The organism is Albidovulum salinarum, from assembly GCF_025673475.1.
Lineage (GTDB): Bacteria > Pseudomonadota > Alphaproteobacteria > Rhodobacterales > Rhodobacteraceae > Albidovulum > Albidovulum salinarum.
Genome location: NZ_JAOVQO010000016.1, coordinates 117,399 through 138,482, shown reverse-complemented (window position 1 = coordinate 138,482; position 21,084 = coordinate 117,399). Strand labels below are relative to the sequence as shown.

The 21,084-nt window shown below is 68.6% G+C and carries 22 protein-coding genes; 3 read left to right on the top strand and 19 right to left on the bottom strand.

Annotated elements, in window-relative coordinates:
* Positions 1 to 214: 214 nt before the first annotated feature.
* From OEZ60_RS16750 to OEZ60_RS16725, 6 genes are read right to left on the bottom strand one after another with little or no spacing between them, the layout of a single operon-like run.
* Positions 215 to 514 carry a hypothetical protein gene (locus tag OEZ60_RS16750; protein WP_263338646.1) on the bottom strand — a complete coding sequence of 100 codons (300 nt, stop codon included), beginning with the start codon at positions 512 to 514 and terminating at the stop codon, positions 215 to 217.
* Complete coding sequence (locus OEZ60_RS16745; RefSeq protein WP_263338643.1) at positions 511 to 1,206, bottom strand: hypothetical protein; 696 nt, start codon at positions 1,204 to 1,206, stop codon at positions 511 to 513. The genes OEZ60_RS16750 and OEZ60_RS16745 overlap by 4 nt, the downstream gene beginning before the upstream one ends.
* Positions 1,207 to 1,261: 55 nt before the next feature.
* A complete protein-coding gene (locus OEZ60_RS16740; RefSeq protein ID WP_263338640.1) occupies positions 1,262 to 2,674 on the bottom strand; it encodes an APC family permease in 1,413 nt (470 codons plus the stop codon).
* A 9-nt stretch (positions 2,675 to 2,683) separates the two neighbouring features.
* Complete coding sequence (locus tag OEZ60_RS16735) at positions 2,684 to 2,851, bottom strand: hypothetical protein (RefSeq protein WP_263338637.1); 168 nt, start codon at positions 2,849 to 2,851, stop codon at positions 2,684 to 2,686.
* Between the two features lie 12 nt (positions 2,852 to 2,863).
* Positions 2,864 to 3,244 carry a hypothetical protein gene (locus OEZ60_RS16730; protein ID WP_263338635.1) on the bottom strand — a complete coding sequence of 127 codons (381 nt, stop codon included), beginning with the start codon at positions 3,242 to 3,244 and terminating at the stop codon, positions 2,864 to 2,866.
* A 5-nt stretch (positions 3,245 to 3,249) separates the two neighbouring features.
* Positions 3,250 to 3,537 (bottom strand): hypothetical protein, encoded by a 288-nt coding sequence (locus tag OEZ60_RS16725; RefSeq protein WP_263338632.1) that lies wholly within the window; start codon positions 3,535 to 3,537, stop codon positions 3,250 to 3,252.
* Between the two features lie 262 nt (positions 3,538 to 3,799).
* Here OEZ60_RS16725 and OEZ60_RS16720 point away from each other — a divergent pair, with 262 nt between their 5' ends.
* Both OEZ60_RS16720 and OEZ60_RS16715 read left to right on the top strand, forming a co-directional pair.
* A complete protein-coding gene (locus OEZ60_RS16720) occupies positions 3,800 to 6,130 on the top strand; it encodes a Tex family protein (RefSeq protein WP_263338629.1) in 2,331 nt (776 codons plus the stop codon).
* 240 nt (positions 6,131 to 6,370) lie between these two features.
* Complete coding sequence (locus OEZ60_RS16715) at positions 6,371 to 7,159, top strand: hypothetical protein (RefSeq protein WP_263338625.1); 789 nt, start codon at positions 6,371 to 6,373, stop codon at positions 7,157 to 7,159.
* A 3-nt stretch (positions 7,160 to 7,162) separates the two neighbouring features.
* On the opposite strand, the gene OEZ60_RS16710 is transcribed toward OEZ60_RS16715, so the two are convergent.
* The 6 genes from OEZ60_RS16710 to OEZ60_RS16685 form a co-directional block, all read right to left on the bottom strand.
* Positions 7,163 to 7,774 carry a glutathione S-transferase family protein gene (locus tag OEZ60_RS16710; RefSeq protein ID WP_263338622.1) on the bottom strand — a complete coding sequence of 204 codons (612 nt, stop codon included), beginning with the start codon at positions 7,772 to 7,774 and terminating at the stop codon, positions 7,163 to 7,165.
* A gap of 31 nt (positions 7,775 to 7,805) precedes the next feature.
* Complete coding sequence (locus OEZ60_RS16705; protein ID WP_263338619.1) at positions 7,806 to 8,207, bottom strand: c-type cytochrome; 402 nt, start codon at positions 8,205 to 8,207, stop codon at positions 7,806 to 7,808.
* 59 nt (positions 8,208 to 8,266) lie between these two features.
* Positions 8,267 to 8,665, bottom strand: a complete 399-nt coding sequence (locus tag OEZ60_RS16700) for a c-type cytochrome (RefSeq protein ID WP_263338616.1) — start codon at positions 8,663 to 8,665, stop codon at positions 8,267 to 8,269.
* Positions 8,666 to 8,730: 65 nt separating this feature from the next.
* Positions 8,731 to 9,714 carry an Ldh family oxidoreductase gene (locus OEZ60_RS16695; protein WP_263338612.1) on the bottom strand — a complete coding sequence of 328 codons (984 nt, stop codon included), beginning with the start codon at positions 9,712 to 9,714 and terminating at the stop codon, positions 8,731 to 8,733.
* 30 nt (positions 9,715 to 9,744) lie between these two features.
* Positions 9,745 to 10,422: an ABC transporter ATP-binding protein gene (locus tag OEZ60_RS16690; protein WP_263338610.1), complete on the bottom strand. Its 678-nt coding sequence runs from the start codon at positions 10,420 to 10,422 to the stop codon at positions 9,745 to 9,747.
* Positions 10,415 to 11,662, bottom strand: coding sequence for a lipoprotein-releasing ABC transporter permease subunit (locus OEZ60_RS16685; RefSeq protein WP_263338663.1), 1,248 nt, complete (start codon positions 11,660 to 11,662; stop codon positions 10,415 to 10,417). Before OEZ60_RS16685 ends, OEZ60_RS16690 begins: the two co-directional genes overlap by 8 nt.
* Positions 11,663 to 11,865: 203 nt before the next feature.
* Between OEZ60_RS16685 and OEZ60_RS16680 the strand changes: the two genes are divergently transcribed.
* Complete coding sequence (locus OEZ60_RS16680; protein WP_263338607.1) at positions 11,866 to 12,693, top strand: MBL fold metallo-hydrolase; 828 nt, start codon at positions 11,866 to 11,868, stop codon at positions 12,691 to 12,693.
* A 3-nt stretch (positions 12,694 to 12,696) separates the two neighbouring features.
* Here OEZ60_RS16680 and OEZ60_RS16675 read toward each other — a convergent pair whose 3' ends face one another.
* The 7 genes from OEZ60_RS16675 to ftsZ form a co-directional block, all read right to left on the bottom strand.
* Positions 12,697 to 13,188: a DUF2937 family protein gene (locus OEZ60_RS16675; RefSeq protein ID WP_263338603.1), complete on the bottom strand. Its 492-nt coding sequence runs from the start codon at positions 13,186 to 13,188 to the stop codon at positions 12,697 to 12,699.
* A 28-nt stretch (positions 13,189 to 13,216) separates the two neighbouring features.
* Positions 13,217 to 13,852, bottom strand: coding sequence for a GDSL-type esterase/lipase family protein (locus OEZ60_RS16670; protein ID WP_263338601.1), 636 nt, complete (start codon positions 13,850 to 13,852; stop codon positions 13,217 to 13,219).
* Between the two features lie 3 nt (positions 13,853 to 13,855).
* Complete coding sequence (gene proS / locus OEZ60_RS16665; protein WP_263338598.1) at positions 13,856 to 15,193, bottom strand: proline--tRNA ligase; 1,338 nt, start codon at positions 15,191 to 15,193, stop codon at positions 13,856 to 13,858.
* A 304-nt stretch (positions 15,194 to 15,497) separates the two neighbouring features.
* Positions 15,498 to 17,141: a DNA repair protein RecN gene (gene recN / locus OEZ60_RS16660; RefSeq protein WP_263338596.1), complete on the bottom strand. Its 1,644-nt coding sequence runs from the start codon at positions 17,139 to 17,141 to the stop codon at positions 15,498 to 15,500.
* 33 nt (positions 17,142 to 17,174) lie between these two features.
* Complete coding sequence (locus tag OEZ60_RS16655; RefSeq protein WP_263338593.1) at positions 17,175 to 18,017, bottom strand: outer membrane protein assembly factor BamD; 843 nt, start codon at positions 18,015 to 18,017, stop codon at positions 17,175 to 17,177.
* Between the two features lie 124 nt (positions 18,018 to 18,141).
* Entirely contained in the window at positions 18,142 to 19,062 is a 921-nt protein-coding gene (gene lpxC / locus OEZ60_RS16650) for a UDP-3-O-acyl-N-acetylglucosamine deacetylase (protein ID WP_263338590.1), read from the bottom strand.
* A gap of 218 nt (positions 19,063 to 19,280) precedes the next feature.
* Positions 19,281 to 20,951, bottom strand: a complete 1,671-nt coding sequence (ftsZ, locus tag OEZ60_RS16645; RefSeq protein WP_263338587.1) for a cell division protein FtsZ — start codon at positions 20,949 to 20,951, stop codon at positions 19,281 to 19,283.
* Positions 20,952 to 21,084: the final 133 nt, after the last annotated feature.

Sequence of the window (21,084 nt, the reverse complement as noted above, 5' to 3'; positions counted from 1 at the left end):
CAGAAGCGCCCCGAGCCGAGGCTCCAGCGACCGGTCCTTCAAAAACAGTCCCACAATCCCGCACATCTTCGACTCCCTTGGATCGTCTCCCCAAAACGCTAGCACCATTCCATACACACATCAACTACGAAGAAACAAATATTATGGAGAGGAAAGTTTGTTCGACAGAAATCCGGGCGGCTCGGCGCGGGATGATGCCGGTTTGCGATGCTGGTCAGGCGCTCTGGGAACCGGTTTTCGTGGCAAAGTGCCAGAGTTCGGCGCGGATTCGCGCGTGCCTGTAGGCGTCGAAGACCGCCATCGCGTAGACGAAGATCCCGCCGGCGAACTTGCCGACGAGCGAGACGTCCGCCGCGGCGGTCTTCAGCGTGAAACCGCCGAGCAGGAGCATGAAGAACAGGAAGATCAGCCCGCGAACCGGCTGGCGGTTCAGGACCTGCCCGGTTCCGGGCAGGAGAATCGCCGCGACGAGCACCAGGTAGGGGTTGACGGGCCTGCGCGGTGCCATGGTCATGCGCTCAGTCGCTCTTCGGAGAGTTCGGCGTTCAGGATATCCGCCCTGAGCGCGATGAGCGCATCCAGCAGCGGCATCACCTGTTCGGGCGGGAAGGGAGTCTGGCCCATCTCGGCGTCGCGATAGAGGAGGTAGCGGCCGCGATGCGCCTCCTCGGCGAGCCAGACGAGGCGCAGGCCCTTGGGCGAGATCACCAGCTCCTTGACGCGCGCGGCGGCGAAGAGCCCGAGGTGGCGGCGCAGCAACGCCTCGTCCGGCAGGGCCAAGGGCGCGTCGGTGCGAACCGCGCAGTCGGGCGGGAAGCCCTCGGGCGCGTCGATCTGGTCGGGCAGGCGGTTAAAGTTCGAGAAGGGCTCGACCCCGGTCGGGCGGATCATCAGGTCGAAGGTCGACCGCACCGGCAGCGGCCCGGGCAGCGTCACCAGAACCCAGAGCGCCGGCAGCTTGCGGAAGGTGAGCGTGTCGGGCACCGCCTGGAGATCGACGGGCAGGCCCCGGTAGCGTCCGCCGAGACGCGGGAAACCGGTCGGCGCGATGGTGATCCGGCTGTCGCCGAGAAGCCCGGCGCAGGCGTCGAAGAACCGCGCGCGGGTCGCGGAGCGGCGGCGTCCGGCGCCACGGCCACGCCACAGCTGGACCGCGAGCGCGGCGCCGAGACCGGCGGCGAGCAGCCCGAACAGCAGTTGTTCCATCGGCATCCCTCCCGTTGCGACCGGCCCGCCGTCGGAGACGGGCCGGTCCTTGTCGTCAGTATCCTGCCGGGCGCGGCCACGGCATGGAGAACTGCGCCGCCCGGCTCACGAAGCGGTAGCGCCAGAAGTGGAACCAGAGCGAGACGATGACGTAGAAGCTCACCATTGCCACGAGCTGGGTGCCATAGCCGAGGAACACCGCGAAGAAGGCCACGCCGCAGAGGCAGAGGAGCACGATGGCCGGGATCGGGTGGAACGGATGTTCGTAGCCGCGCTTGATCGTCTCGAGCGGCCATTTCCGGCGGAACAGGATCACGTTCAGCGGCATGAACGTGTATTCCAGGAGCCCCGAGAGGATCGAGAAGGTGATCACCTGGTCGAGCGGCGCGCCGAGCGCGAAGATCAGCGCGATCGGGACGAGGAAGATGATCGAGCGGTAGGGCGTCCGGTAGGTCGGATGCACCGCGCCGAACCACGACGGCAGGTAGTGGTCGCGGCCCATCGCGAACCAGGCGCGCGAGGCGTCGCAGATGCAGCCGTTGGCCGAGGCGAGCGTCGCGAAGAGCGTACCGATGCCCAGAAGCACCATCAGGAAGGTCGAGCCCGACAGCCGCGCCGCGTCGAAGAGCGGAACGCCCGCCTGGCCGAGATATTCCCACGGCATCAGGCCGACGCAGACATACCAGGTCAGCGTCGCCGCGATGAGGAGCGTGATGATCCCCGCGAGCGTGCCGAACGGCAGCGCGCGGGCGGGCGAACGCACCTCCTCGGCCGCCTGGGTCGTGCCCTCGATGCCGAGATAGTACCAGAGACCGAAATGCATCGAGGCGAGCACGCCGAGCCAGCCATAGGGCAGATCGGTCATCAGCTCGGCATGGCGGAGCGGGCTGTCGCCCATGAAGGGCGCGGTGGCGAGGAAGAGGATGATGATCGCCGAGAAGGCGATGGCGGTGATCACCAGGCTGAAGCTCAAGGTCGCCAGCACGCCGCGGTAGTTGAGCCAGGCAAGGAACATGATCGCGAGGATGATGAAGGGGCGCTGGTCGAGCCCGTCATGTCCCGTCATCACCGCCACGGTGTCGATGAGGAAGCCCACCGTGATCGCGTTCGCCGCCTCGAGCATCGTGTAGGCGAAGACGAGGTAGAGCCCGACGTTGAAGGCCATGAGCGGCCCGACGATATGCTTGGCTTGCGTGTATTGCCCGCCCGCCGCGGCGACAGTCGAGGTGACCTCGCTGTCGATCATGGCGACGCAGGTGTAGAGCACGCCCGCGAACCAGCAGGCGATCAGCGCGGCATAGGCGCCGCCCTTCCCGACCGCGAAGTTCCAGCCCATATATTCGCCGACGAGCACGATGCCGACGCCAAGCGCCCAGACATGGGCGGGGCCGAGCACCCTCAGAAGGCCGACCTTCTCGGGTGTGCTCGCGTCGATGCTTGCGGGGATTTGCGTTGCAGTCTCAACCATGACGTCCCCCTAAATGTGATGCTCTTCGGTCAGGGCCTCGAGCTCGCCTTCCCGCGAAGAGGTCAGGACCTCCTCGGAATAGGTGCTGTCGGTCCGGAGCCAGTCGATGATGATGAAGAGGCCGAAGAGCGCCGAAAGCGCCCAGGCCGCGTATTCCATGAAGTTCCAGATATCCATGATGGCCCCCTCTCAGCGTTCGCCGAATTTCTCGGAGATCACGTCGCGGAACTCCTTTTCGGAGAAGCGGAGCATGATCGCGTAGTAGCCGACGATCACCACGATCATCAGCACGAGGCTGCCGAGGCTGAAGCTGTAGTCGAACCGCGCCGAGATCACCTCGGCCGCCGAGGCCGCGTCGGCATAGCCGAGCTGGTTCCATTTCTCGACCATCGCCGGATTCTGGCCGAGGCTTTCCCAGGTTGGGTTGTCGACCGGCACGGGCACCTTGCTGCTGCCGGCGAGCCCCATCCAGAGCGGGATATAGAGCGCGCCGACCGCGAGAACGAGCAGCACGATCACGTCGACGATCTGACCGACCTTGCTTTGAACCGGGGGGATGTAGCGGGCCATGGTGCTCACCTCCTCAGCGCGCGGGCGGCATCGAGGAACTTGATGTCGAGCCCATACATGAAATCGCGGTCCTCGCGGTAATGCCGGAGCATCGCCAGGATCGCGGCGGTGTTGAACACGAGCACGGTCGCGCCGCCGATCAGCAGAACCGTGCGGGCGCTGCCGCTCGGCGCCAGAGACCACGTCGCGAGGGCGACGAAGACGATGGCAAGCCACAGTCCGATCACGAAGGCCCAGGCCACGAGGACGTCGCGCCTGTGCATGGCAGCAATTCTCCGACTGAGGTCAGACATTCCATTCTCCTGTTGGTTATCGGTGACGACTGCGCGTCAGGTCGCCGCGCAGATATCTTTTCTCTGTGGCAACTTTTTTGTCTAAGAGGAAACAGCCGTTGCGGCATTCTGTCAAGCAATCATTTCGGACGGTGCGCGCCACCGGGATCGGACGGCGGAAACCGGCATGGTTCCGGCGCTACGGCGGCAAAGGCCGGGCCGCCCCTTGGCGCGGCCGCGCGGCGTGGCTAAGAAGGTTCTTCCAACCGACCGGAGGAGCCCCTTGGACACTGCAAGACGCATCGCCGGGACCATCGCGACCGAGATCGGCGCCCGTCCCGAACAGGTCACCGCTGCCGTGACGCTTCTCGACGAGGGCGCGACCGTGCCCTTCGTCGCGCGCTACCGCAAGGAGGTGACGGGCGGGCTCGACGACAGCCAGCTCCGGACGCTGGCCGACCGGCTCACCTACCTGCGCGAGCTGGAAGCGCGGCGCGCGGCGATCGTCGACTCGATCAGGTCGCAGGACAAGCTGACCGACGACCTCGCGCTGTCGATCGCCAAGGCGGTAACGAAGGCCGAGCTCGAGGACATCTACCTGCCCTACAAGCCCAAGCGCCGCACCAAGGCGATGATCGCGCGGGAAAACGGGCTGGAGCCGCTGGTCGAGGCGATCCTCGCCGACCGCATGGCCGACCCCGAGGCGCTGGCCGCCGGCTTCGTGACCGAGGCGGTGCCGACGGTGAAGGACGCGCTCGCGGGCGCCCGCGACATCATCGCCGAGGGGCTCGCGGAAAACGCGGGCCTTCTCGGCGGGCTCCGGGACTTCATGCAGAAGGAGGCCGTGGTCAGCGCCAGGGTGATCGCCGGGCAGGAGGAGAAGGGCGCCAAGTTCTCCGACTATTTCGACCACCGCGAGCTGTGGGCTAGCATCCCCTCGCACCGGGCGCTGGCGCTTCTGCGCGCCTCGAACGAGGGCGTCGTCACGCTCGACATCGGCCCCGAACCCGAGGTCGGCGCGGCCCGCGCCGAGGCGATCGTGGCGGCCGCACTCGACCCGCGCGGCAGCGGCAAGGGCGATGAATGGCTGCGCGGCGTCGCGGGCTGGACCTGGCGGGTGAAGCTCTCGATGACGATGATGCTCGACCTTCTCGGCACCTTGCGCGGCCGCGCCCATGAGGAGGCGATCCAGGTCTTCGCCCGCAATCTCAAGGACCTGCTGCTCGCCGCCCCGGCCGGGCCGCGCGCGACGCTCGGCCTCGATCCCGGCATCCGCACCGGGGTCAAGGCCGCCGTCGTCGATGCCACCGGCAAACTCGTCGCGACCGAGACGCTCTATCCGTTCCAGCCAAAGAACGACCTGCGCGGCGCGCAAGCGGCAATCCTCCAGCTCGTCGCGAAGCACGGCGTCGAGCTCATCGCCATCGGCAACGGCACCGCCAGCCGCGAGACCGAGCGGCTGGTGACCGAGACGCTGAAGCTCCTGCCGAAAGGCGTGAAGACGCCCACCAAGGTCGTCGTCTCCGAGGCCGGCGCCTCGGTCTATTCGGCCTCCGAACTGGCGGCGCGGGAGTTCCCCGATCTCGACGTCTCCTTGCGCGGCGCAGTCTCGATCGCGCGGCGGCTGCAGGACCCGCTCGCGGAACTGGTGAAGATCGAGCCGAAGTCGATCGGCGTCGGCCAGTACCAGCACGATGTCGACCAGCACCGGCTCTCGCGCGCGCTCGAAGCCGTGGTCGAGGACGCGGTGAACGCGGTCGGCGTCGATCTCAACACCGCCTCGGCGCCGCTTCTCGCGCATGTCTCCGGCCTCGGCCCCGGCCTTGCCGAGGCGATCGTCGCCCATCGCGACGCAAAGGGCGCCTTCCGCTCGCGCAAGGACCTTCTCGACGTCACCCGCCTCGGCCCCCGCGCCTTCGAGCAATGCGCGGGCTTTCTCAGGATCCGCGACGGCGCCGAGCCGCTGGACGCTTCCGCCGTCCACCCCGAGGCCTACGACGTCGCCCGCCGCATCGTGAAGGCCTGCGGCCGCGACCTGCGGGCGCTGATGGGCGACACCGCGGCGCTGCGCCGGCTCCGGGCCGAGGAGTTCGTCGACGGGAAGTTCGGCCTGCCGACGGTGCGCGACATCCTCGCCGAACTGGAAAAGCCCGGCCGCGATCCGCGCCCGAGCTTCGTCACCGCGAGCTTCGCCGAGGGGGTCGAGGACATCAAGGACCTGAAGCCCGGCATGGTGCTGGAGGGCACGGTCACGAACGTCGCCGCCTTCGGCGCCTTCGTCGATATCGGCGTGCATCAGGACGGGCTCGTCCATGTCAGCCAGCTCGCCGACCGCTTCGTGAAGGACCCGCACGAGGTCGTGAAGGCGGGCGACGTGGTGAAGGTGCGGGTGACCGAGGTCGACGTGGCGCGCAAGCGCATCGGGCTGACCATGCGCAAGGACGGCGGCAGCTCGGCGCGCGACGACCGCGCCGCGCGCGACGCGCGGCCGGGCGGTCAGGCGGCGCGGGGCCCGAAAGGCCCGATGGCGTCCGGTCCGAAAGGCGCGCCCTCGGGAGGCGCCTCGACCGGCGCGCTCGGCGCCGCGCTCCTCGACGCGATGCGCAAGCGCTGACGGCGCACCGCTTGCCATCAAGCCCCGGCTCGGTCAGGCTTCCTTGGAAGATGGTCGAACCACTGCGAAACGCCGGGTTCGGGAGCCTCCCCTCCCCCTTGTGGGGAGGGGATGGGGGTGGGGGATAACCACCAGGCGTCGCCTCACCCACTCCCTCCCCCACGGGGGGAAGGAAGCGCCCGGTCTCGTCCGATCCGACCCGGTCCGATCCGCATATCGCCAGCACCGACGTCGGGAACCATGTCCTTCATCATCGACAACCAGCTCCTCCTGCTCCTCGCCTGCTTCGGCGCCGGGCTCGCCGCGGTGCTGCCGCTCTTCCGGTACGGCGCCGAGGCCCGGGCGTGGAAGATCGCCGACCTGATCTGGGTCCTGCTCGGCGGCGTCGGGGCGCTCGCCGCCGTTCTGGCCGAGGTCTACACCGCCGACAGTTCGAAACTGGACCGCCAGATCGACATCGCCTATGCGACGACCCGCGCTTTCGACCGCGACGCGGCGCGGTTCCGACTGGTGCATTGCGAGGGCGACCGCCATCCCGGCCCGTTCCAGCCCCATGTCCGGGCGCTCTGCAACAAGGTCGAGTTCCTCTCCGCCTCGACCGCCGAGAACCGTGGCCTGCCGCTGTTTCTCGAGGTCACCCAGACCACCGTCCCGCTCTCGGCGCTGCGCTTCCTGTTCGGCGATCCCGGCGACGCGGAGAGCCCCGTCGGCATGAGCCAGGATGCGATGCGGGCCGAGGCCGAGCAGTTCGATCCCGCGACCTTCCTCGCCTTCGCCGCCCAGGACGAAACCACCCAGGCGGCGCTCAAGGCGCTCGACGGCAATCCCGACCTGATCACGATCGGCGCGGAATACCGGGTGATCGCAAGCGCTTATGAGGAGCTCATCGACCAGCTGAGGCGACTCAAGGCGGAATGGGAGTTCCTGCAGGAAAACTCGCAGATCCTGACCCTGCAGGTGATCGCGCTCTGCCTCGTCGCCTTCGCCGCGCCGTTCCGGCTCGGCCGATCGGTCGCGGCGCTGGTCTGATCCTCAGCCCGGCGTCCAGGGCTGCGGCACGGTCGTGAGGAAACTGTCGCGGCCCGCGAGCGCCCGGACGATCGACCAGAGATATGGCCGGCCGGCCCAGTACGGCCCGCCACGCGCCTTCGACCAGAGCAGCAGACAGGCCGCCGCCACGCCGGGCAGCGTGACGCCGGGCCGCAGCAAGCCTTGGGAAGCGCGCGCATCGAGCCAGTCGAGCGTACGGCCGAAGCGTTCGAGGTTGCGCGCCGCAGGATCGAAGCCGATATGGTTCCTGGCCACCGGACGCAAGCCGCTCCAGTCCTGATAGAACGCGGCAGCAAGCGCGTCGCCCGCCTGCAACGTCGTCAGGAGCATCTGCCGTTCGGCACCCGGCCGGTAGCCCTCATCGGGCCAGCCGGCCAATTCCCAGAGCCGCTCGAGGATCAGGAAGGTCGGAAACACCGCCTCATCGTCCATGAGCAACGCCGGCACCTGGCCGAGCGGATTGAGCGCGAAGAGCTCCACGGGCGGAGGGAAGCGCCATTCAACCGGAGTCACCGCGAGCGCCCACTCGGCGATCAGGACGCGGCCCATGCGCGCGAAGGGCGATCCCGGGAAATAGGCCAGTTCCGCCCGCATCCTGTCCTCCCGCCGCCTCCGACCTACGAGGCTATTCTTGCAGCCTTTCGAGGTAATCCGCCAGCGCGACGAGGTTCACCGGCGTCGGGGTCAGCACCCCCTCGCCGGTCTCGACCATGACCAGCGGGCCTTCCTGCAAGGCCACTCCAAGCTCCGGCATCACCGAGGAGCGGTCGCCGCGCCGCGTATAGCCGTCGATCACCGACATCACCTTCACCTTCGGGAAGGTGCCGCCGTTACGGGCTGCGATCGTCGTCAGGTCGGCAGGGGCCTTGCCGAGCCCCTCCGCCGCCGGGCCATCGCCCTTGCCGTCCGCCCCGTGGCACGCGGCGCAGTAATCCCCGTACAGCGCCCGGCCCGAGACCTGCTGCTCGGGCGCGCAAGCCGAAAGCGCGGCCCCTGCCGCGAGAAATACCACTGCCGTCCGGATCATTCTGCCCTCCTGCCCGTCTCCCGCCACTCTGCCCTGCCCGCGCGCGGGCCGCAACCGGATCAGGGTGTTGCCTGGATCGCGGCGAGGTAGTCGACCACCGCGAGCACCCGCGCCGAGGTGATGACCGGCGTGCCGTCTCGCGCATCGGCAACAGAGGTGTCGCCGGTGAAGACCGCGCCGAAGACGGGCATCGGGTCGCCATGCCCCCGGAGTCCGGTGCGGCCATCGACGATATGGATCACCTTCAGCCAGGGGAACGCACCGCCATTGCGCGCCGCGATCGTCGTGAGGTCCGGCACCTCGACCGTGAGGATCTCGGACATCGGCCCGCCGCCCTTCGCCTCGGCGCCGTGGCACGAGGCGCAGGAGCCGTGGAAGGTGTCGCGCCCGAGGGCGGTGTCGTCCGCGGCCATGACCGGGCTCGCGGCAAGGAGGATCAAAAGAGCAAGGGCGCGCATCGGCAATCTCCGTCTGGTTCAGGCCCATCCTGAGGGCTGGCGCGCGTCCTGCGCCTTGATCCGGATCAGTTTTGACCGCAAAGCCCGAGCACGAGGTTCCAGAGCGGTTCCGGCACCTCGGCGCTGTCCTTGCCCCTGACCCGCGCACCGGGCAGCCTCGCGCCCTCGTCGGCGGCGACGGCCTCGGCGAGGCGAGTGAAGCGGGCCGCGAAATCCGGCGACAGCGCCGGGTCGATCATCAGGTAGAACTGGCCGAGGTCATGCGGCGGCCCCTCGGGCGCCTTCAGCGGCTTCACATCGACCGAGTTGACGCCGCCGGTCATGCCGGCGGCCAGAATCTCCGCCATCAGCCCGAAACCCCAGCCCTTGTGACCGCCGGCCGAAACCAGCGCGCCGCCAAGTGCCGCGGCGGGATCCGTCGTGGGATTGCCCTCGGCATCGACGGCCCAGCCGAGCGGGATCTTCTCGCCCGCCGCCTTGGCCATGGTGATCTTGCCAAGCGCCACGGCCGAGGTCGAGAAGTCGAACTGCATCGCGATCCCGCCCTTGCCGTCAGGGACCGAGCAGGCGATCGGGTTGGTGCCGATCACCCGCGCCTTGCCGCCCGGCGGGGCGACGATCGGCGAGGCGTTGGTGAAGCCGATCGCAATCAGCCCGGCCTGCGCCAGCTGCTCGGTGAAATAGCCAAGCGAGGTGCAGGTATGGGCATGCCCCACCGCGAGCGAGGCGGTGCCGCAGTCCCGCGCCGCCTCCAGCGCCTCGGGCAAGGCCCGCGCGAAGGCGGTCTGGGCAAAGCCGAACCGCGCGTCGACCCGGACTGCGCCGGGGCGGGGCCGCGTCACGACCGGCTCCACGTCGCCCTTCACGCGCCCGCTTGCGAGCTGCTGACAATAGCTCTCGAGATAGTAGAGCCCGCAGATCACGTTGCCGGTGGCCTCGGCGCGGCCGACCGCACGGGCAACCTCGGCGGCGACCCAGTCGGCGGCGCCGTGGCGGACCAGCGCATCCGTCGTGCGCGCCTCGATCTCGGCGATGGTAATGGTCGGCATCTTTCGTTCTCCCTTGTCCGGCGGCCCCGCTCAGGCGAGGTGGCCCGCCTCGAGCCGCAGCACGCGGTCCATGCGCGCGGCGAGTTCCAGATTGTGCGTGGCGATCACCGCCGAAAGCCCGGTTTCGCGGACGAGCTCCATCAGCGTGTCGAAGACCTGATCGGCGGTCGCCGGGTCGAGGTTGCCGGTGGGCTCGTCGGCCAGAAGAAGCTTCGGCTGGTTGGCGAGCGCCCGGCAGAAGGCCACCCGCTGCTGCTCGCCGCCCGACAGCTCGGCCGGCCGGTGCTTCGCCCGCGCCGCGATCCCCACCCGGCCCAGAAGATCGTGCGCCCGCGCCTCGGCGCCGACCTTGGCGGTGCCGTTGGCGAGCTGCGGCAGGACGATGTTCTCCTCGGCGGTGAATTCCGGCAGGAGGTGGTGGAACTGGTAGACGAAGCCCACGTCCTGCCGCCGCGCCGCGGTGCGGGCCCGGTCGGAGAGCCCCGTCATCACCTTGCCGCCGATCGACACCGTCCCGCCATCGGCGGTGTCGAGAAGCCCCGCGATGTGCAGGAGCGTCGACTTGCCCGCCCCCGACGGCGCCACAAGCGCCACGACCTCGCCACGCCCGACCGTCAGGTCGAGCCCGTTCAGGACCCGTACCTCGCCCGGCGTGCCCCTGAGATAGGTCTTCTCGATGCCCTGGAGGGCCAGCACCGCTTCACTCATAGCGCAGCGCCTCCACCGGGTTCATCCGCGCGGCCCGCCGCGCCGGGAAGATCGTGACAAGGAACGACAGCAGCAGCGACAGCCCGACCGCACGCCCCAGGTCCCAGGCGCGAAGCTCGGCCGGAAGCCGGTAGATCCCGCGGATCGAGGGATCCCAGGCACCACCGCCGGTCATCCAGTTGATCGCCGACATGATCGCATCGATGTTGAGCGCGATGACGCAGCCGAGGACCACGCCCGCCAGCGTTCCGATCACGCCGGTGAACGCGCCGCAGAGAAAGAAGACCCGCAACACCGAGCCCTCGGTCAGGCCCATGGTCCTGAGGATGCCGATGTCGCGGCCCTTGTTCTTCACCAGCATCACGAGGCCCGAGGTGATGTTCAGCGCCGCGATCATCACCACGAGCGCGAGGATCAGGAACATCACGTCATCCTCGATGTCGAGCGCGTTGAGGAATGCGCCCGAGGAATCGCGCCAGGTCCAGAGGATGGTGCCGTCGCCGCCGGCCTCGTAGAGCGCCGGGCCATAGCTGTCGATCGCCTCGGGATCGGCGACATAGACCTCGATCTCGTCTGCCCCGGCCTCGCGGTTGAAGAAGCTCTGCGCCTCCTCGTAGGGCAGGTAGATCCTTGTGCGGTCGATGTCCCAGCGCCCGGCCGAGAAGATATAGACGACCTCGTAGGCATTGACGCGTGGGCTCGTGCCGAAGGCGGTCTTCGCCCCGCTCGGCTGAATGAGCTTCACCCGGTCGCCGATGCCGACGCCGAGATCGCGGGCGATCCCGACGCCGATCGCCATGCCCTCGCCGAACCGTTCGATATCGCCGAGCGCCTCGTCCGAACCCGCGACCCGCGGGATCGTCTTCAGGTCGTCGAGCGAAATGCCATAGACCTCGGCGACGTTGGAACGGTCGTTCAGCGTTGCCATCGCCTGGCCGCGGATGATGGGCGCGGCGCGGGTGACGCCGGGAATGGCGCGGACCGTCTCTGCCAGCCGCCCGGCCTCGGGGATCGCCCGGCTGGATACGCCATTCTCGTCGACCCAGGTCGCGCGACTCACCGCGACATGGGCGTTCGAGCCGAGGATGGTATCGACGAACTCGGTCCGGAATCCGGCCCGGACCGCCAACGTCACGATCAGCGCCATCACGCCGAGCGCGATGCCGATGAGGCTGATCCAGGTCATTACACTGACCCCCCCCTCGGCGCGGCGCGCGCGCAGGTAGCGCCAGGCGATCATGAATTCGAAGGCGGAAAACGGCGCGGTCGCCAAGGTCTGCTCCCTCTCTGGTCGGGCGGACACATGCGCCGAATGGCGCGCCGGGTCAAGGCGCGGGAGCCCGCCGGCCCGGCACCCGCTCACCGGAACGTGATGGGCGCGCGCGTTGCCCCCCTGCCCCCATGCCCCGCATCATTCGCGCGCACGAACAACGGGAGGACGACATGACACGGATCACCCTTTCGCTCGCGGCGGCGCTCGCGCTCTCGACATCCGCGTTTGCCCAGGAAGCGACCCGCGCGATCGAGAACGTCGCGGGCGACGTCTACCGGTTCCAGAACAACTTCCATTACTCGCTGGTCGTGGCGACCGGCGAGGGCACAGTCGTCGTCGACCCGATCGACGCCGAGGCCGCGACCTGGCTGAAGGAGAACCTGGCCCAGGTCACCGACCAGCCGGTCACCCACCTGATCTATTCGCATTCCCACGCCGACCACGCCTCGGGCGGGGCGGTCTACGAGGGCGCCCATGTCATAGCGCATGAGAACGCGCCCGCCGAGATCGACGGCGTCACCCCGACCGAACGCTTCGCCGATACGCATTCTTTCGAGCTTGGCGGCAAGACCTTCGAGCTCACCTATCTCGGCCCCGGCCATGGCGAGGACATGATCGCGGTCGTGGTGCGGCCCGAGAACGTGGGCTTCATTGTCGATGTCTCCTCGCCGGAACGGCTGCCCTACCAGACCTTCGGTGGCGCCAATATCGACGACTGGACCCAACAGATCGCCAAGGCCGAGAGCCTCGATTTCGAGACCTTCGCGCCCGGTCACGGCCGGATCGGCACCCATGCCGATCTCGCGCCGACCCGCGTCTATATCGAGGAACTGCGCGCAGCGGTGCTCGACGGGCTCAAGGCCGGCAAGTCGGTCGCCGACCTTCAGGCCGAGGTGACGATGGACGCCTATTCCGGCTGGGGCCAGTATGTCGACTGGCGGCCGATGAATGTCGAGGGGATGGCGACCTACCTCACCGAGGCGGGGCTTGCGAACTGACCGCTAGTCGAGGCGCCGGCGGCGGAAAGGCGAGAGGATCAGCGACAGGAGCCCCGCCACCGCCGCCCAGCCTCCGGCAAAGCCGGCCCCGGCCGTCGCCAGACCGGCGGTCGTCACCGGCATCGCCGGCTTGAAATCCGCCCAGGTCGCCTCCAGCAGGGCGCGGTCGGCGAAGCGGTGCGGCAGGAGCACCCGCTCGAACGGCCCGGCGACGCGCAGGAGCGCGAGGTCCGACGACAGGCGCTCGTGGCGCGCGAAGGCGCGGCGCATGTCCTCCTGGCGGTAACCCAGGAACTCGGTTCCCGACATGGACGCCAGCGCCGCGTCGCGGCTCAGCCCCGCCTTTTCGGCGGAGGCGTCGAATTCCGCCGTGATCTGGCCGAGGGCGTCGACCTGCCCGCCGAGCCTCTGGAGGTACTGTTGCGAGAATTCGGGGAACTGCGACAGGGCCGCCGCGCCGGCGAGCGCGCCCGCGAAACTCAAGACCTTGAGCACCGATCCGCCTCCTGCCCCCGGTTCCTCTCTAGCGCGTTTCGCGCGCCGAGAGAAGCGTCGCGACCGGAGCACGGAGGGCGCGCCCCACGGCCCGCGTCGCCTCGGCGTCGAGATGGACGCCATCGAGCACCGAGGCCCGCGCCACGGTCCCCGCGTCGAACCAGGGCAGCGCATGGGCCTCGGCCACCCGCTGTACGACCTCGGCATAGGCCTCGGAAGCCGCGATCTTGGAGGGCGTGACGTCGGGGTCGGCACAGGCGACCATCGCCGGCGGCGCGACGAGCAGCACGTCCGGACGGTGCGGCGCGGGCAACCGGTAGGCATGGTGCTGGATCACCTCGACGACCCGCATCAACCCGTCCCGCACCCGCCACACCGGATGGTCTTCCCAGATATCGTTGCTACCGAGCATGACCACGACCGCGTCGAGCGGCGCGTGGCTGTGCAGGAGCACCGGCAGGATCCGCGCGCCGTTCATGTCGCAGGACGCGGACTGACGGTCGTAGGCCGTGGAGCGACCACGCAGCCCCTCGGCGGCGACCCTGACACCCTCGAGCCCGGCGGCGAGCACGTTCGGCCAGCGATCCTCCGCCGCGTGACGGCCAAGGCCATCGGGACGCGAGCCCCAGGTCAGGCTGTCGCCGAAGGCCATGATCTCGGCCACGGGTCAGACGCCCTTGTAGAGCGCGGCGATCCGGTCGACCGCGGCGAGCACGCTCATCTCCTCGCTCTCTCCGGTGCGGCGCGAGGTGACCTCGACCTTGCCGGCGGCGAGGCCGCGCGGGCCGACGGTGATCCGCCACGGCAGGCCGATCAGGTCCATCGTCGCGAACTTCGCGCCCGCCCGCTCGTCGCGGTCGTCATAGAGCGGCTCGAGCCCCTTCGCGGTGAGCGCGCCGTAGATCTCGGCGCAGGCCGCGTCGGTCGCCGCGTCGCCCTGCTTGAGGTTGACGATGCCGCAGTGGAAGGGCGTGACACCCTCGGGCCAGATGATGCCCTTCTCGTCGTGGGATGCCTCGATGATGGCGCCGACAAGCCGCGACACGCCGATCCCGTGCGAGCCCATGTGGACCGGCACCCGCTCACCCTTGTCGTTGACGACCATGGCGCCCATCGGCTCGGAATACTTGGTGCCGAAGTAGAAGATCTGGCCGACCTCGATGCCGCGCGCCACCCGGCGGCGCTCCTCGGGGATCTGGCTGAACACCGCCTCGTCATGGGTCTCGTCGGTGCGGGCATAGCGCGAGGTGAACTCCTCCAGCACCCCGCGGCAGGCGGCGTGATCGTCGTAGTCGATCTCGCGGTCACCGAACTTCAGGTCGGTGATGGCGCTGTCGTAGAAGACCTCGCTTTCGCCAGTCGCGGCGAGGACGAGGAATTCATGGGTGTCGTCGCCGCCGATCGGCCCGCTGTCGGCGCGCATCGGGATCGCCTGCAGACCCATCCGCTCATAGGTGCGCAGATAGCTGACCAGATGGCGGTTGTAGGCGTGCAGCGCGTCTTCCTTCGTCAGGTCGAAATTGTAGCCGTCCTTCATGTAGAACTCGCGGCCGCGCATGACGCCGAAGCGCGGGCGGATCTCGTCGCGGAACTTCCACTGGACGTGGTAGAGCGTCAGCGGCAGGTCCTTGTAGGAGCCGACATGGGCGCGGAAGATGTCGGTGATCATCTCCTCGTTCGTCGGCCCGTAGAGCATGTCGCGCTTGTGGCGGTCAGTGATGCGCAGCATCTCCTCGCCGTAATCGTCGTAGCGCCCGGACTCGCGCCAGAGATCGGCGGGCTGGAGCGTCGGCATCAGCATCGGGATATGGCCGGCGCGGATCTGTTCCTGGTGCACGATCTCCTCGATGCGCTTGAGGACCCGGAAGCCCATCGGCAGCCAGGAATAGATCCCGGCGGCCTGCTGCTTGATCATGCCCGCGCGCAGCATGTAGCGGTGGCTGACGATCTGCGCGTCGGCGGGGTTTTCCTTGAGGACGGGCAGGAAATAGCGGGAAAGACGCATCTGGGTCTCGATCCTTGGAAGTCGTTCGTCCCCGCTTATGCCAAAGACCGGCATCAGGCAAGCGGGCGGCCACGCCGGTATCCGGCGGAGGCCCGTTCCGGGCCAATGTTCCCACCTCGCCTGCCGCGCGTTCCGTGCGTCGGCTCAGGTGCCTCCGGCGGGGATATTTCCGGCAAGGCGAAACCGCGACCGCGCCTTCATCTTGCCCCAAGTATCCCCGCCGGAGGCAAATCCGAGCCCCCTGCCGAAGCAGGGGGCGAGAGATCTCGTGGCGCCCGGAACGGGCGCCGCCTTTCGGTGAGCCTCAGCCGGTCAGAAGCGCACGCGCGGCGTCGCGGGCCGCGTCGGTGACATTCTCGCCCGAGAGCATCCGCGCCAGTTCGCCGATCCGTTCCGCCGGAGCAAGCGGCACGACCGTCGATGTCGTCATCCCCGCCGCAACGCGCTTTTCCACCCGCCAGTGATGGGCGCCGCGCGCCGCGACCTGCGGGCTGTGGGTCACGACGAGGATCTGCGCCGTCTCGGCGAGCCGCGCGAGCCGGCGACCCACCGCGTCGGCGGTCGCGCCGCCGACGCCGCGGTCGATCTCGTCGAAGATCATCGTCAGAGCCTCGCCGCCGCGCGCCAGGACGACCTTGAGGGCAAGAAGGAACCGCGAGAGCTCGCCCCCTGAGGCGATCCGGTTCAGCGCTCCCGCCGGCGCCCCGGGATTGGTCGCGACCGTGAAGGCGACCTGGTCGCAGCCCTCCGGCCCGGCCTCGCCCGGAGTGATCTCCGTGGCGAAATGGGCGCGCTCCATCTTCAAGGGCGCAAGCTCCGCCGCCACGCCCGCATCCAGCCGCACAGCCGCTTCTCGCCGGGTATCACTCAGCGCCGCCGCAGCAACATCATAGGTGGCATCCGCCGCCGCCACCGCTTCGGTGAGGCTGCGGATATTCTCCGCCCCGCCATCGACGGCCGCAAGCCGGCCGCGCAGTTCCCCCGCGAACCCGCCAAGGTCGTCGGCGAGCACCCCGTGCTTGCGCGCGAGCCCGCGGATCGCGAACAGCCGCTCCTCGACCGCCTCGATCTCGCGCGGGTCGAAGCTCAGCGCCTCAAGGCAGGTCTCGGCCCCCTGCGCCGCCTCGCCGAGTTCGGTCAGGGCCCGCTCCAACGCCGCGATCGCACCGTCGAGCCTACCCTCGGCCTTCTCCGCCGCGCCATCGAGCCAGCGCCTCGCATCGGCCATCAGCCCCTCGGCGCCGTCCGACCCGAGCGCCTGGACCGCGCGCGAGATATCCTCGCGGATCCGCGCCGCGGCTTGCATCGTCCTTCGCCTTGCGTCGAGTTCCGCCTCCTCGCCCGGCATCGGGTCGAGCGCGTCCAGCTCCGCCACAGCATGGCGCAGGTAATCCTCCTCGGCGCGCATTTCGGCGAGATCGGCCTCGGCGGCCTCGAGTGCCCGGCGCGCGGCCGCGCGCGCCGCCCAGGCGCGCCGTGCCGGCGCGAGATCCGCACCCGCGAATGCATCGAGAAGCTGCCGGTGCCCGCGCGGGTTCAAAAGCCCGCGGTCGTCATGCTGGCCGTGAAGCTCGATCAGCGTGTCCGACAGCGCCCGCAGCACCTCGCCCGAGGTCCGGCGGTCGTTGACATAGGCGGTCTTGCGCCCGTCGGCGGCGTTCACCCGGCGCAGGATCAGCTCATCGCCGGCATCGAGCCCCGCCTCGGCCAGGATCGTGCGGGCCGCGTGGCCCTCAGGCAGATCGAAAACGGCCGTCACTTCGCCCTGCGCAGCGCCCGTGCGCACCAGTTCGGCCCTGCCGCGCCAGCCGAGCACGAAACCGAGGCAGTCCAGCAGGATCGACTTGCCCGCGCCGGTTTCGCCGGTGAGCACGTTGAGACCCGGCCGGAAGCCGAGCTCCAGCCGCTCGATGATCAGCATGTCACGGATTTCCAGTGATCTGAGCATGCCCGCCCCCGGAGCGTGCGCCTCAGCGCACGGTCACATCCATTCGCCCCGGATCATCTGCCGGTAGATCTGTGCGAGCCAGCCGTCGCCCTTCACCTCGGGCTGCAGGCCCTTTCCGGTCAGCAGCCGGAAGCTGTCCTCGTACCAGACGGTCGAGCGGAAGTTGTGGCCGAGGATAGCACCCGCGGTCTGCGCCTCGTCGGTCAGGCCGAGCGAGAGGTAGCTCTCCACCAACCGGTGCAGCGCCTCGGGCGTGTGCGACGTCGTCTGGTAGTCCTCGACCACGACGCGGAACCGGTTGATCGCGGCGGTGTAGTGGTTGCGCTTGAGGTAGTAGCGGCCGATCTCCATCTCCTTCGCCGCGAGATGGTCGAAGGCGAGGTCGAACTTGAGGATCGCCGAGCGCGCATAGTCACTGTCGGGATATTCCTCGATCACCGCGCGCAGGGCTTGCAGCGCCTGGAAGGTCAGGCCCTGGTCGCGCCCGACCTCGTCGATCTGGTCGTAGTAGGACAGCGCGAGCAGGTATTTCGCGTAGGCCGCGTCCTCCTCAGCCGGGTAGGTGTCGATATAGCGCTGCGCGGACGCGCGGCTGTTCTCGTAGTCGCGGTCCTTGTGATAGGCGAACGCCTGCATGATCAGCGCCCGCTTGGCCCACTCGGAATAGGGATAGAGCCGCTCCACCTCGGAGAAATAGGTGACTGCATCGGCGCCCTTGCGGCTGTTGGCGAGTTCGTACTCGCCCAGCTTGTAGATCGTCTCGGCATCGAGCTTCTCGAATTCGGCCGACGTCGGCGTACCGCCGCCACAGGCCGACAGAAAAGCGGCCAGCGCGAGGCTGCCGACAAGATTTGCCGTAATTCTCGCCCGCCCCATGTTTTGCCTATCCCGTTTCTGCTTCTCGATTCCGGCTGGTCCACCGGTTTGCCGGCCCTGCACCGGCCTCGTCTAGCACAGAAAAATCCGGGGCGCAAAACGCCTTTCGCACCCGTGCACCAGCTCAGGCGACGGCCGAAATATCGGCGCGATCAATACCCGCTCCGGGCAGGAGGCGGCGCTGCTCGGCGGTGGATTCGACGACCCTGTAGGCACTTGGATCGGCGAAGAGCGCCCGGAGCAGACGGTTGGTCATCGCGTGACCGGCGCGGTTGCCGGTGTAGCGGCCAAGGATCGGAGCCCCCGCAAGCGCAAGGTCGCCGAGCGCGTCGAGCATCTTGTGGCGCACCGCCTCGTCGGCATGGCGCAGGCCACCCGGCGACAGGACCCGCTCGCCCTCGACCACCACCGCATTCTCGTAGCTGCCGCCAAGCGCGAGGCCGTTGGCACGCATCGCCTCGACATCCGCCTGACGGCAGAACGTCCGGCTGTCGCTGAGTTCGCGCAGAAAGGCGCCGTTGGTCATCGACAGCCGCTTCTGCTGGCGGCCGATCGCAGCGTCGGCGAAGTCGATCGCGAAGTCGATCTCAAGCGTCGGGGCCGGCTCGAGCCGGGCCATCGCCACGCCCTCGCGGACCTCGACCGGCTTCAGCACCTCGAAGAGCCGCAGCGGCGCGTCGAGCACCCGCACGCCGCGCGCCATGATCCCGGCGACGAACGGCGCCGACGACCCGTCGAGAATCGGCACTTCCGGCCCGTCGATCTCGATCAGCGCGTTCTGGATGCCACATCCGGCGAGCGCGGCCATGATGTGCTCAATGGTCGAGATGCTCGTCCCGGCGGCATTGGAAATCACGGTGCAGAGCTTGGCGTTCGACACCGCCGACCAGTGCGCCTGCACCATCGCGTCGCGGCCGATCACATCGGTACGGCGGAACCAGATTCCATACTCGGCCGAAGCCGGATGGACCGACATGCGAGCGCGCAGGCCCGAATGCAGGCCGTGGCCCGTGAAGGTGGCGGTGGATCGGATCGTCGTCTGCACGTTCAACCTCGTCCCGGCATCAAGACCGGCGTTTTTGGTAACGTTGAGGTAATGCGGCGCGAGTATAAGCTCAACTCACTCTTTGCAACTGAATGTAACATTGGCTCGAATCATCGGCGAAGCCCCGCCAATCACTTCAAATTCCGCCCTCAATGAGCTGAAAAACAAAAGAAAAGGGCCGGCGGTTGCCGACCCCCTCTCAGGAATTTGTGAGTCGTTCAGTTCGCCTGCCGCCGAAGGAACGCAGGGATCTCGATCCGCTCCTGGTCCGGATCGACCTCCGGCTCCTCGTCATAGGCGGCCGAAACCTGAGGCCGTGTGCGCAGGGGCGGCGTCGTCCGCTCGGCCTGCTCGGCGTTATGACCCGCCATGCGGTTCAGGAGCGTGTTGATCCCGAAGCGGGGCTTTTCTGCCTGCCGCTGCGGCTGCTGGGCCGGAACGGCGCGCGGGGCGGCCGGGCTCGGCTGCGCGGCGCGCGGCGGCTGGCCCGGCGTGCGGCCGACGGCCGCCTGAAGCCGGGCCAGCGCCTCGGGCGTGGGGGTGCCGGGCGCGCGCGGGCGCGGGGCGACGAAGCTCTGCGCATCCTCGTCGACATGCAGGTTCTGGACCTGGGCCGCCGGCCGGTAGGCGGGCGGCGGCAGGTCATCCTCGACCGGCTCGGAGTCGAACAGCGTGCGATCTTCGTCGCGCGCGGCCACGGCCTCGCGGCGCTCCTCGGCCCGAACCGGTTCCGGCGCACGGGCCGGAACGGGGGCGGGCTGCTGGGCGACGCGGGCCGGGGCCGGCGCGGGCTGGGCAGCGCGAACCGGGGCCGGTTCACGCTGCATCTGCGGCTGCGGCGCGGGCGCGGCCTCGGGCTCGACCGCCTGCGGCAGCGGCTCGGCAAGGCGGCGGCGCGGCGCCGGCATTTCGGCTTGCGACATTGAGGCGTCGATGCCGGTGGCGACGACCGACACCCGCATCACGCCCTCCATCGTATCGTCGAGCGTGGAACCGACGATGATGTTGGCGTCCGGATCGACTTCCTCGCGGATCCGGTTCGCGGCCTCGTCGAGTTCGAAGAGCGTGAGGTCCGAGCCGCCGGTGATGTTGATCAGGACGCCCTTCGCGCCCTTGAGGCTGATTTCGTCCAGAAGCGGGTTGGCGATCGCCTTTTCGGCGGCCTGGATCGCGCGGTCCTCGCCCGAGGCCTCGCCCGTGCCCATCATCGCCTTGCCCATCTCGTCCATCACCGAGCGGACGTCGGCGAAGTCGAGGTTGATCAGGCCCGGCCGCACCATGAGGTCGGTGACTCCCTTGACGCCCTGGTAGAGCACGTCGTCCGCCATCGCGAAGGCCTCGGTGAAGGTGGTCTTCTCGTTGGCGAGGCGAAAGAGGTTCTGGTTCGGGATGATGATCAGCGTGTCGACGACCTTCTGGAGGGCCTCGATGCCCTCGTCGGCCTGGCGCATCCGCTTCGCGCCCTCGAACTGGAACGGCTTGGTCACGACGCCGACGGTCAGCACGCCAAGCTCGCGCGCGGCCTGGGCGATGATCGGCGCAGCGCCGGTACCGGTTCCGCCGCCCATGCCGGCGGTGATGAAGCACATGTGCGCGCCCGCGAGATGGTCGACGATCTCCTCGATCGTCTCCTCGGCGGCGGCGGCGCCGACCGAGGGACGGGCTCCGGCACCGAGGCCCTCGGTCACCTTGATACCCATCTGGATACGGGCATTGGAATGGCTCTGAGCCAGCGCCTGAGCGTCGGTGTTCGCGACGACGAACTCCACGCCGTCGAGTTCCTTCACGATCATGTTGTTGACCGCGTTGCCACCGGCCCCGCCAACGCCAAACACCGTGATCCGCGGCTTAAGCTCTTCGCGATCGCTCATCGTCAAGTTCAATGCCATTTGTTTATCCGCCTGTCATGTCCCCGGCCCGAACGGCCGCTTTTTCCGCATTAGTGCGATTTTAGTCACAGAATCCCCCGAGGTCACCAAAAAAACGCCCAGTAACCACAAAATCTGGGGGTACTCGATTTTG

Excerpts from the sequence above, each read along its gene's own strand:
- OEZ60_RS16690 (WP_263338610.1), bottom strand. The coding sequence starts at position 10,422 with ATGAGTGAAGCGGTGCTGGCCCTCCAGGGCATCGAGAAGACCTATCTC.
- OEZ60_RS16685 (WP_263338663.1), bottom strand. The coding sequence starts at position 11,662 with ATGATCGCCTGGCGCTACCTGCGCGCGCGCCGCGCCGAGGGGGGGGTC.
- OEZ60_RS16710 (WP_263338622.1), bottom strand. The coding sequence starts at position 7,774 with ATGCGGGCGGAACTGGCCTATTTCCCGGGATCGCCCTTCGCGCGCATG.
- proS (WP_263338598.1), bottom strand. The coding sequence starts at position 15,193 with ATGCGTCTTTCCCGCTATTTCCTGCCCGTCCTCAAGGAAAACCCCGCC.
- OEZ60_RS16655 (WP_263338593.1), bottom strand. The coding sequence starts at position 18,017 with ATGGGGCGGGCGAGAATTACGGCAAATCTTGTCGGCAGCCTCGCGCTG.
- OEZ60_RS16700 (WP_263338616.1), bottom strand. The coding sequence starts at position 8,665 with ATGCGCGCCCTTGCTCTTTTGATCCTCCTTGCCGCGAGCCCGGTCATG.
- recN (WP_263338596.1), bottom strand. The coding sequence starts at position 17,141 with ATGCTCAGATCACTGGAAATCCGTGACATGCTGATCATCGAGCGGCTG.
- OEZ60_RS16680 (WP_263338607.1), top strand. The coding sequence starts at position 11,866 with ATGACACGGATCACCCTTTCGCTCGCGGCGGCGCTCGCGCTCTCGACA.
- ftsZ (WP_263338587.1), bottom strand. The coding sequence starts at position 20,951 with ATGGCATTGAACTTGACGATGAGCGATCGCGAAGAGCTTAAGCCGCGG.
- OEZ60_RS16740 (WP_263338640.1), bottom strand. The coding sequence starts at position 2,674 with ATGGTTGAGACTGCAACGCAAATCCCCGCAAGCATCGACGCGAGCACA.
- OEZ60_RS16745 (WP_263338643.1), bottom strand. The coding sequence starts at position 1,206 with ATGGAACAACTGCTGTTCGGGCTGCTCGCCGCCGGTCTCGGCGCCGCG.
- OEZ60_RS16715 (WP_263338625.1), top strand. The coding sequence starts at position 6,371 with ATGTCCTTCATCATCGACAACCAGCTCCTCCTGCTCCTCGCCTGCTTC.
- OEZ60_RS16730 (WP_263338635.1), bottom strand. The coding sequence starts at position 3,244 with ATGGCCCGCTACATCCCCCCGGTTCAAAGCAAGGTCGGTCAGATCGTC.
- OEZ60_RS16750 (WP_263338646.1), bottom strand. The coding sequence starts at position 514 with ATGACCATGGCACCGCGCAGGCCCGTCAACCCCTACCTGGTGCTCGTC.
- OEZ60_RS16705 (WP_263338619.1), bottom strand. The coding sequence starts at position 8,207 with ATGATCCGGACGGCAGTGGTATTTCTCGCGGCAGGGGCCGCGCTTTCG.
- OEZ60_RS16725 (WP_263338632.1), bottom strand. The coding sequence starts at position 3,537 with ATGTCTGACCTCAGTCGGAGAATTGCTGCCATGCACAGGCGCGACGTC.
- OEZ60_RS16695 (WP_263338612.1), bottom strand. The coding sequence starts at position 9,714 with ATGCCGACCATTACCATCGCCGAGATCGAGGCGCGCACGACGGATGCG.
- OEZ60_RS16735 (WP_263338637.1), bottom strand. The coding sequence starts at position 2,851 with ATGGATATCTGGAACTTCATGGAATACGCGGCCTGGGCGCTTTCGGCG.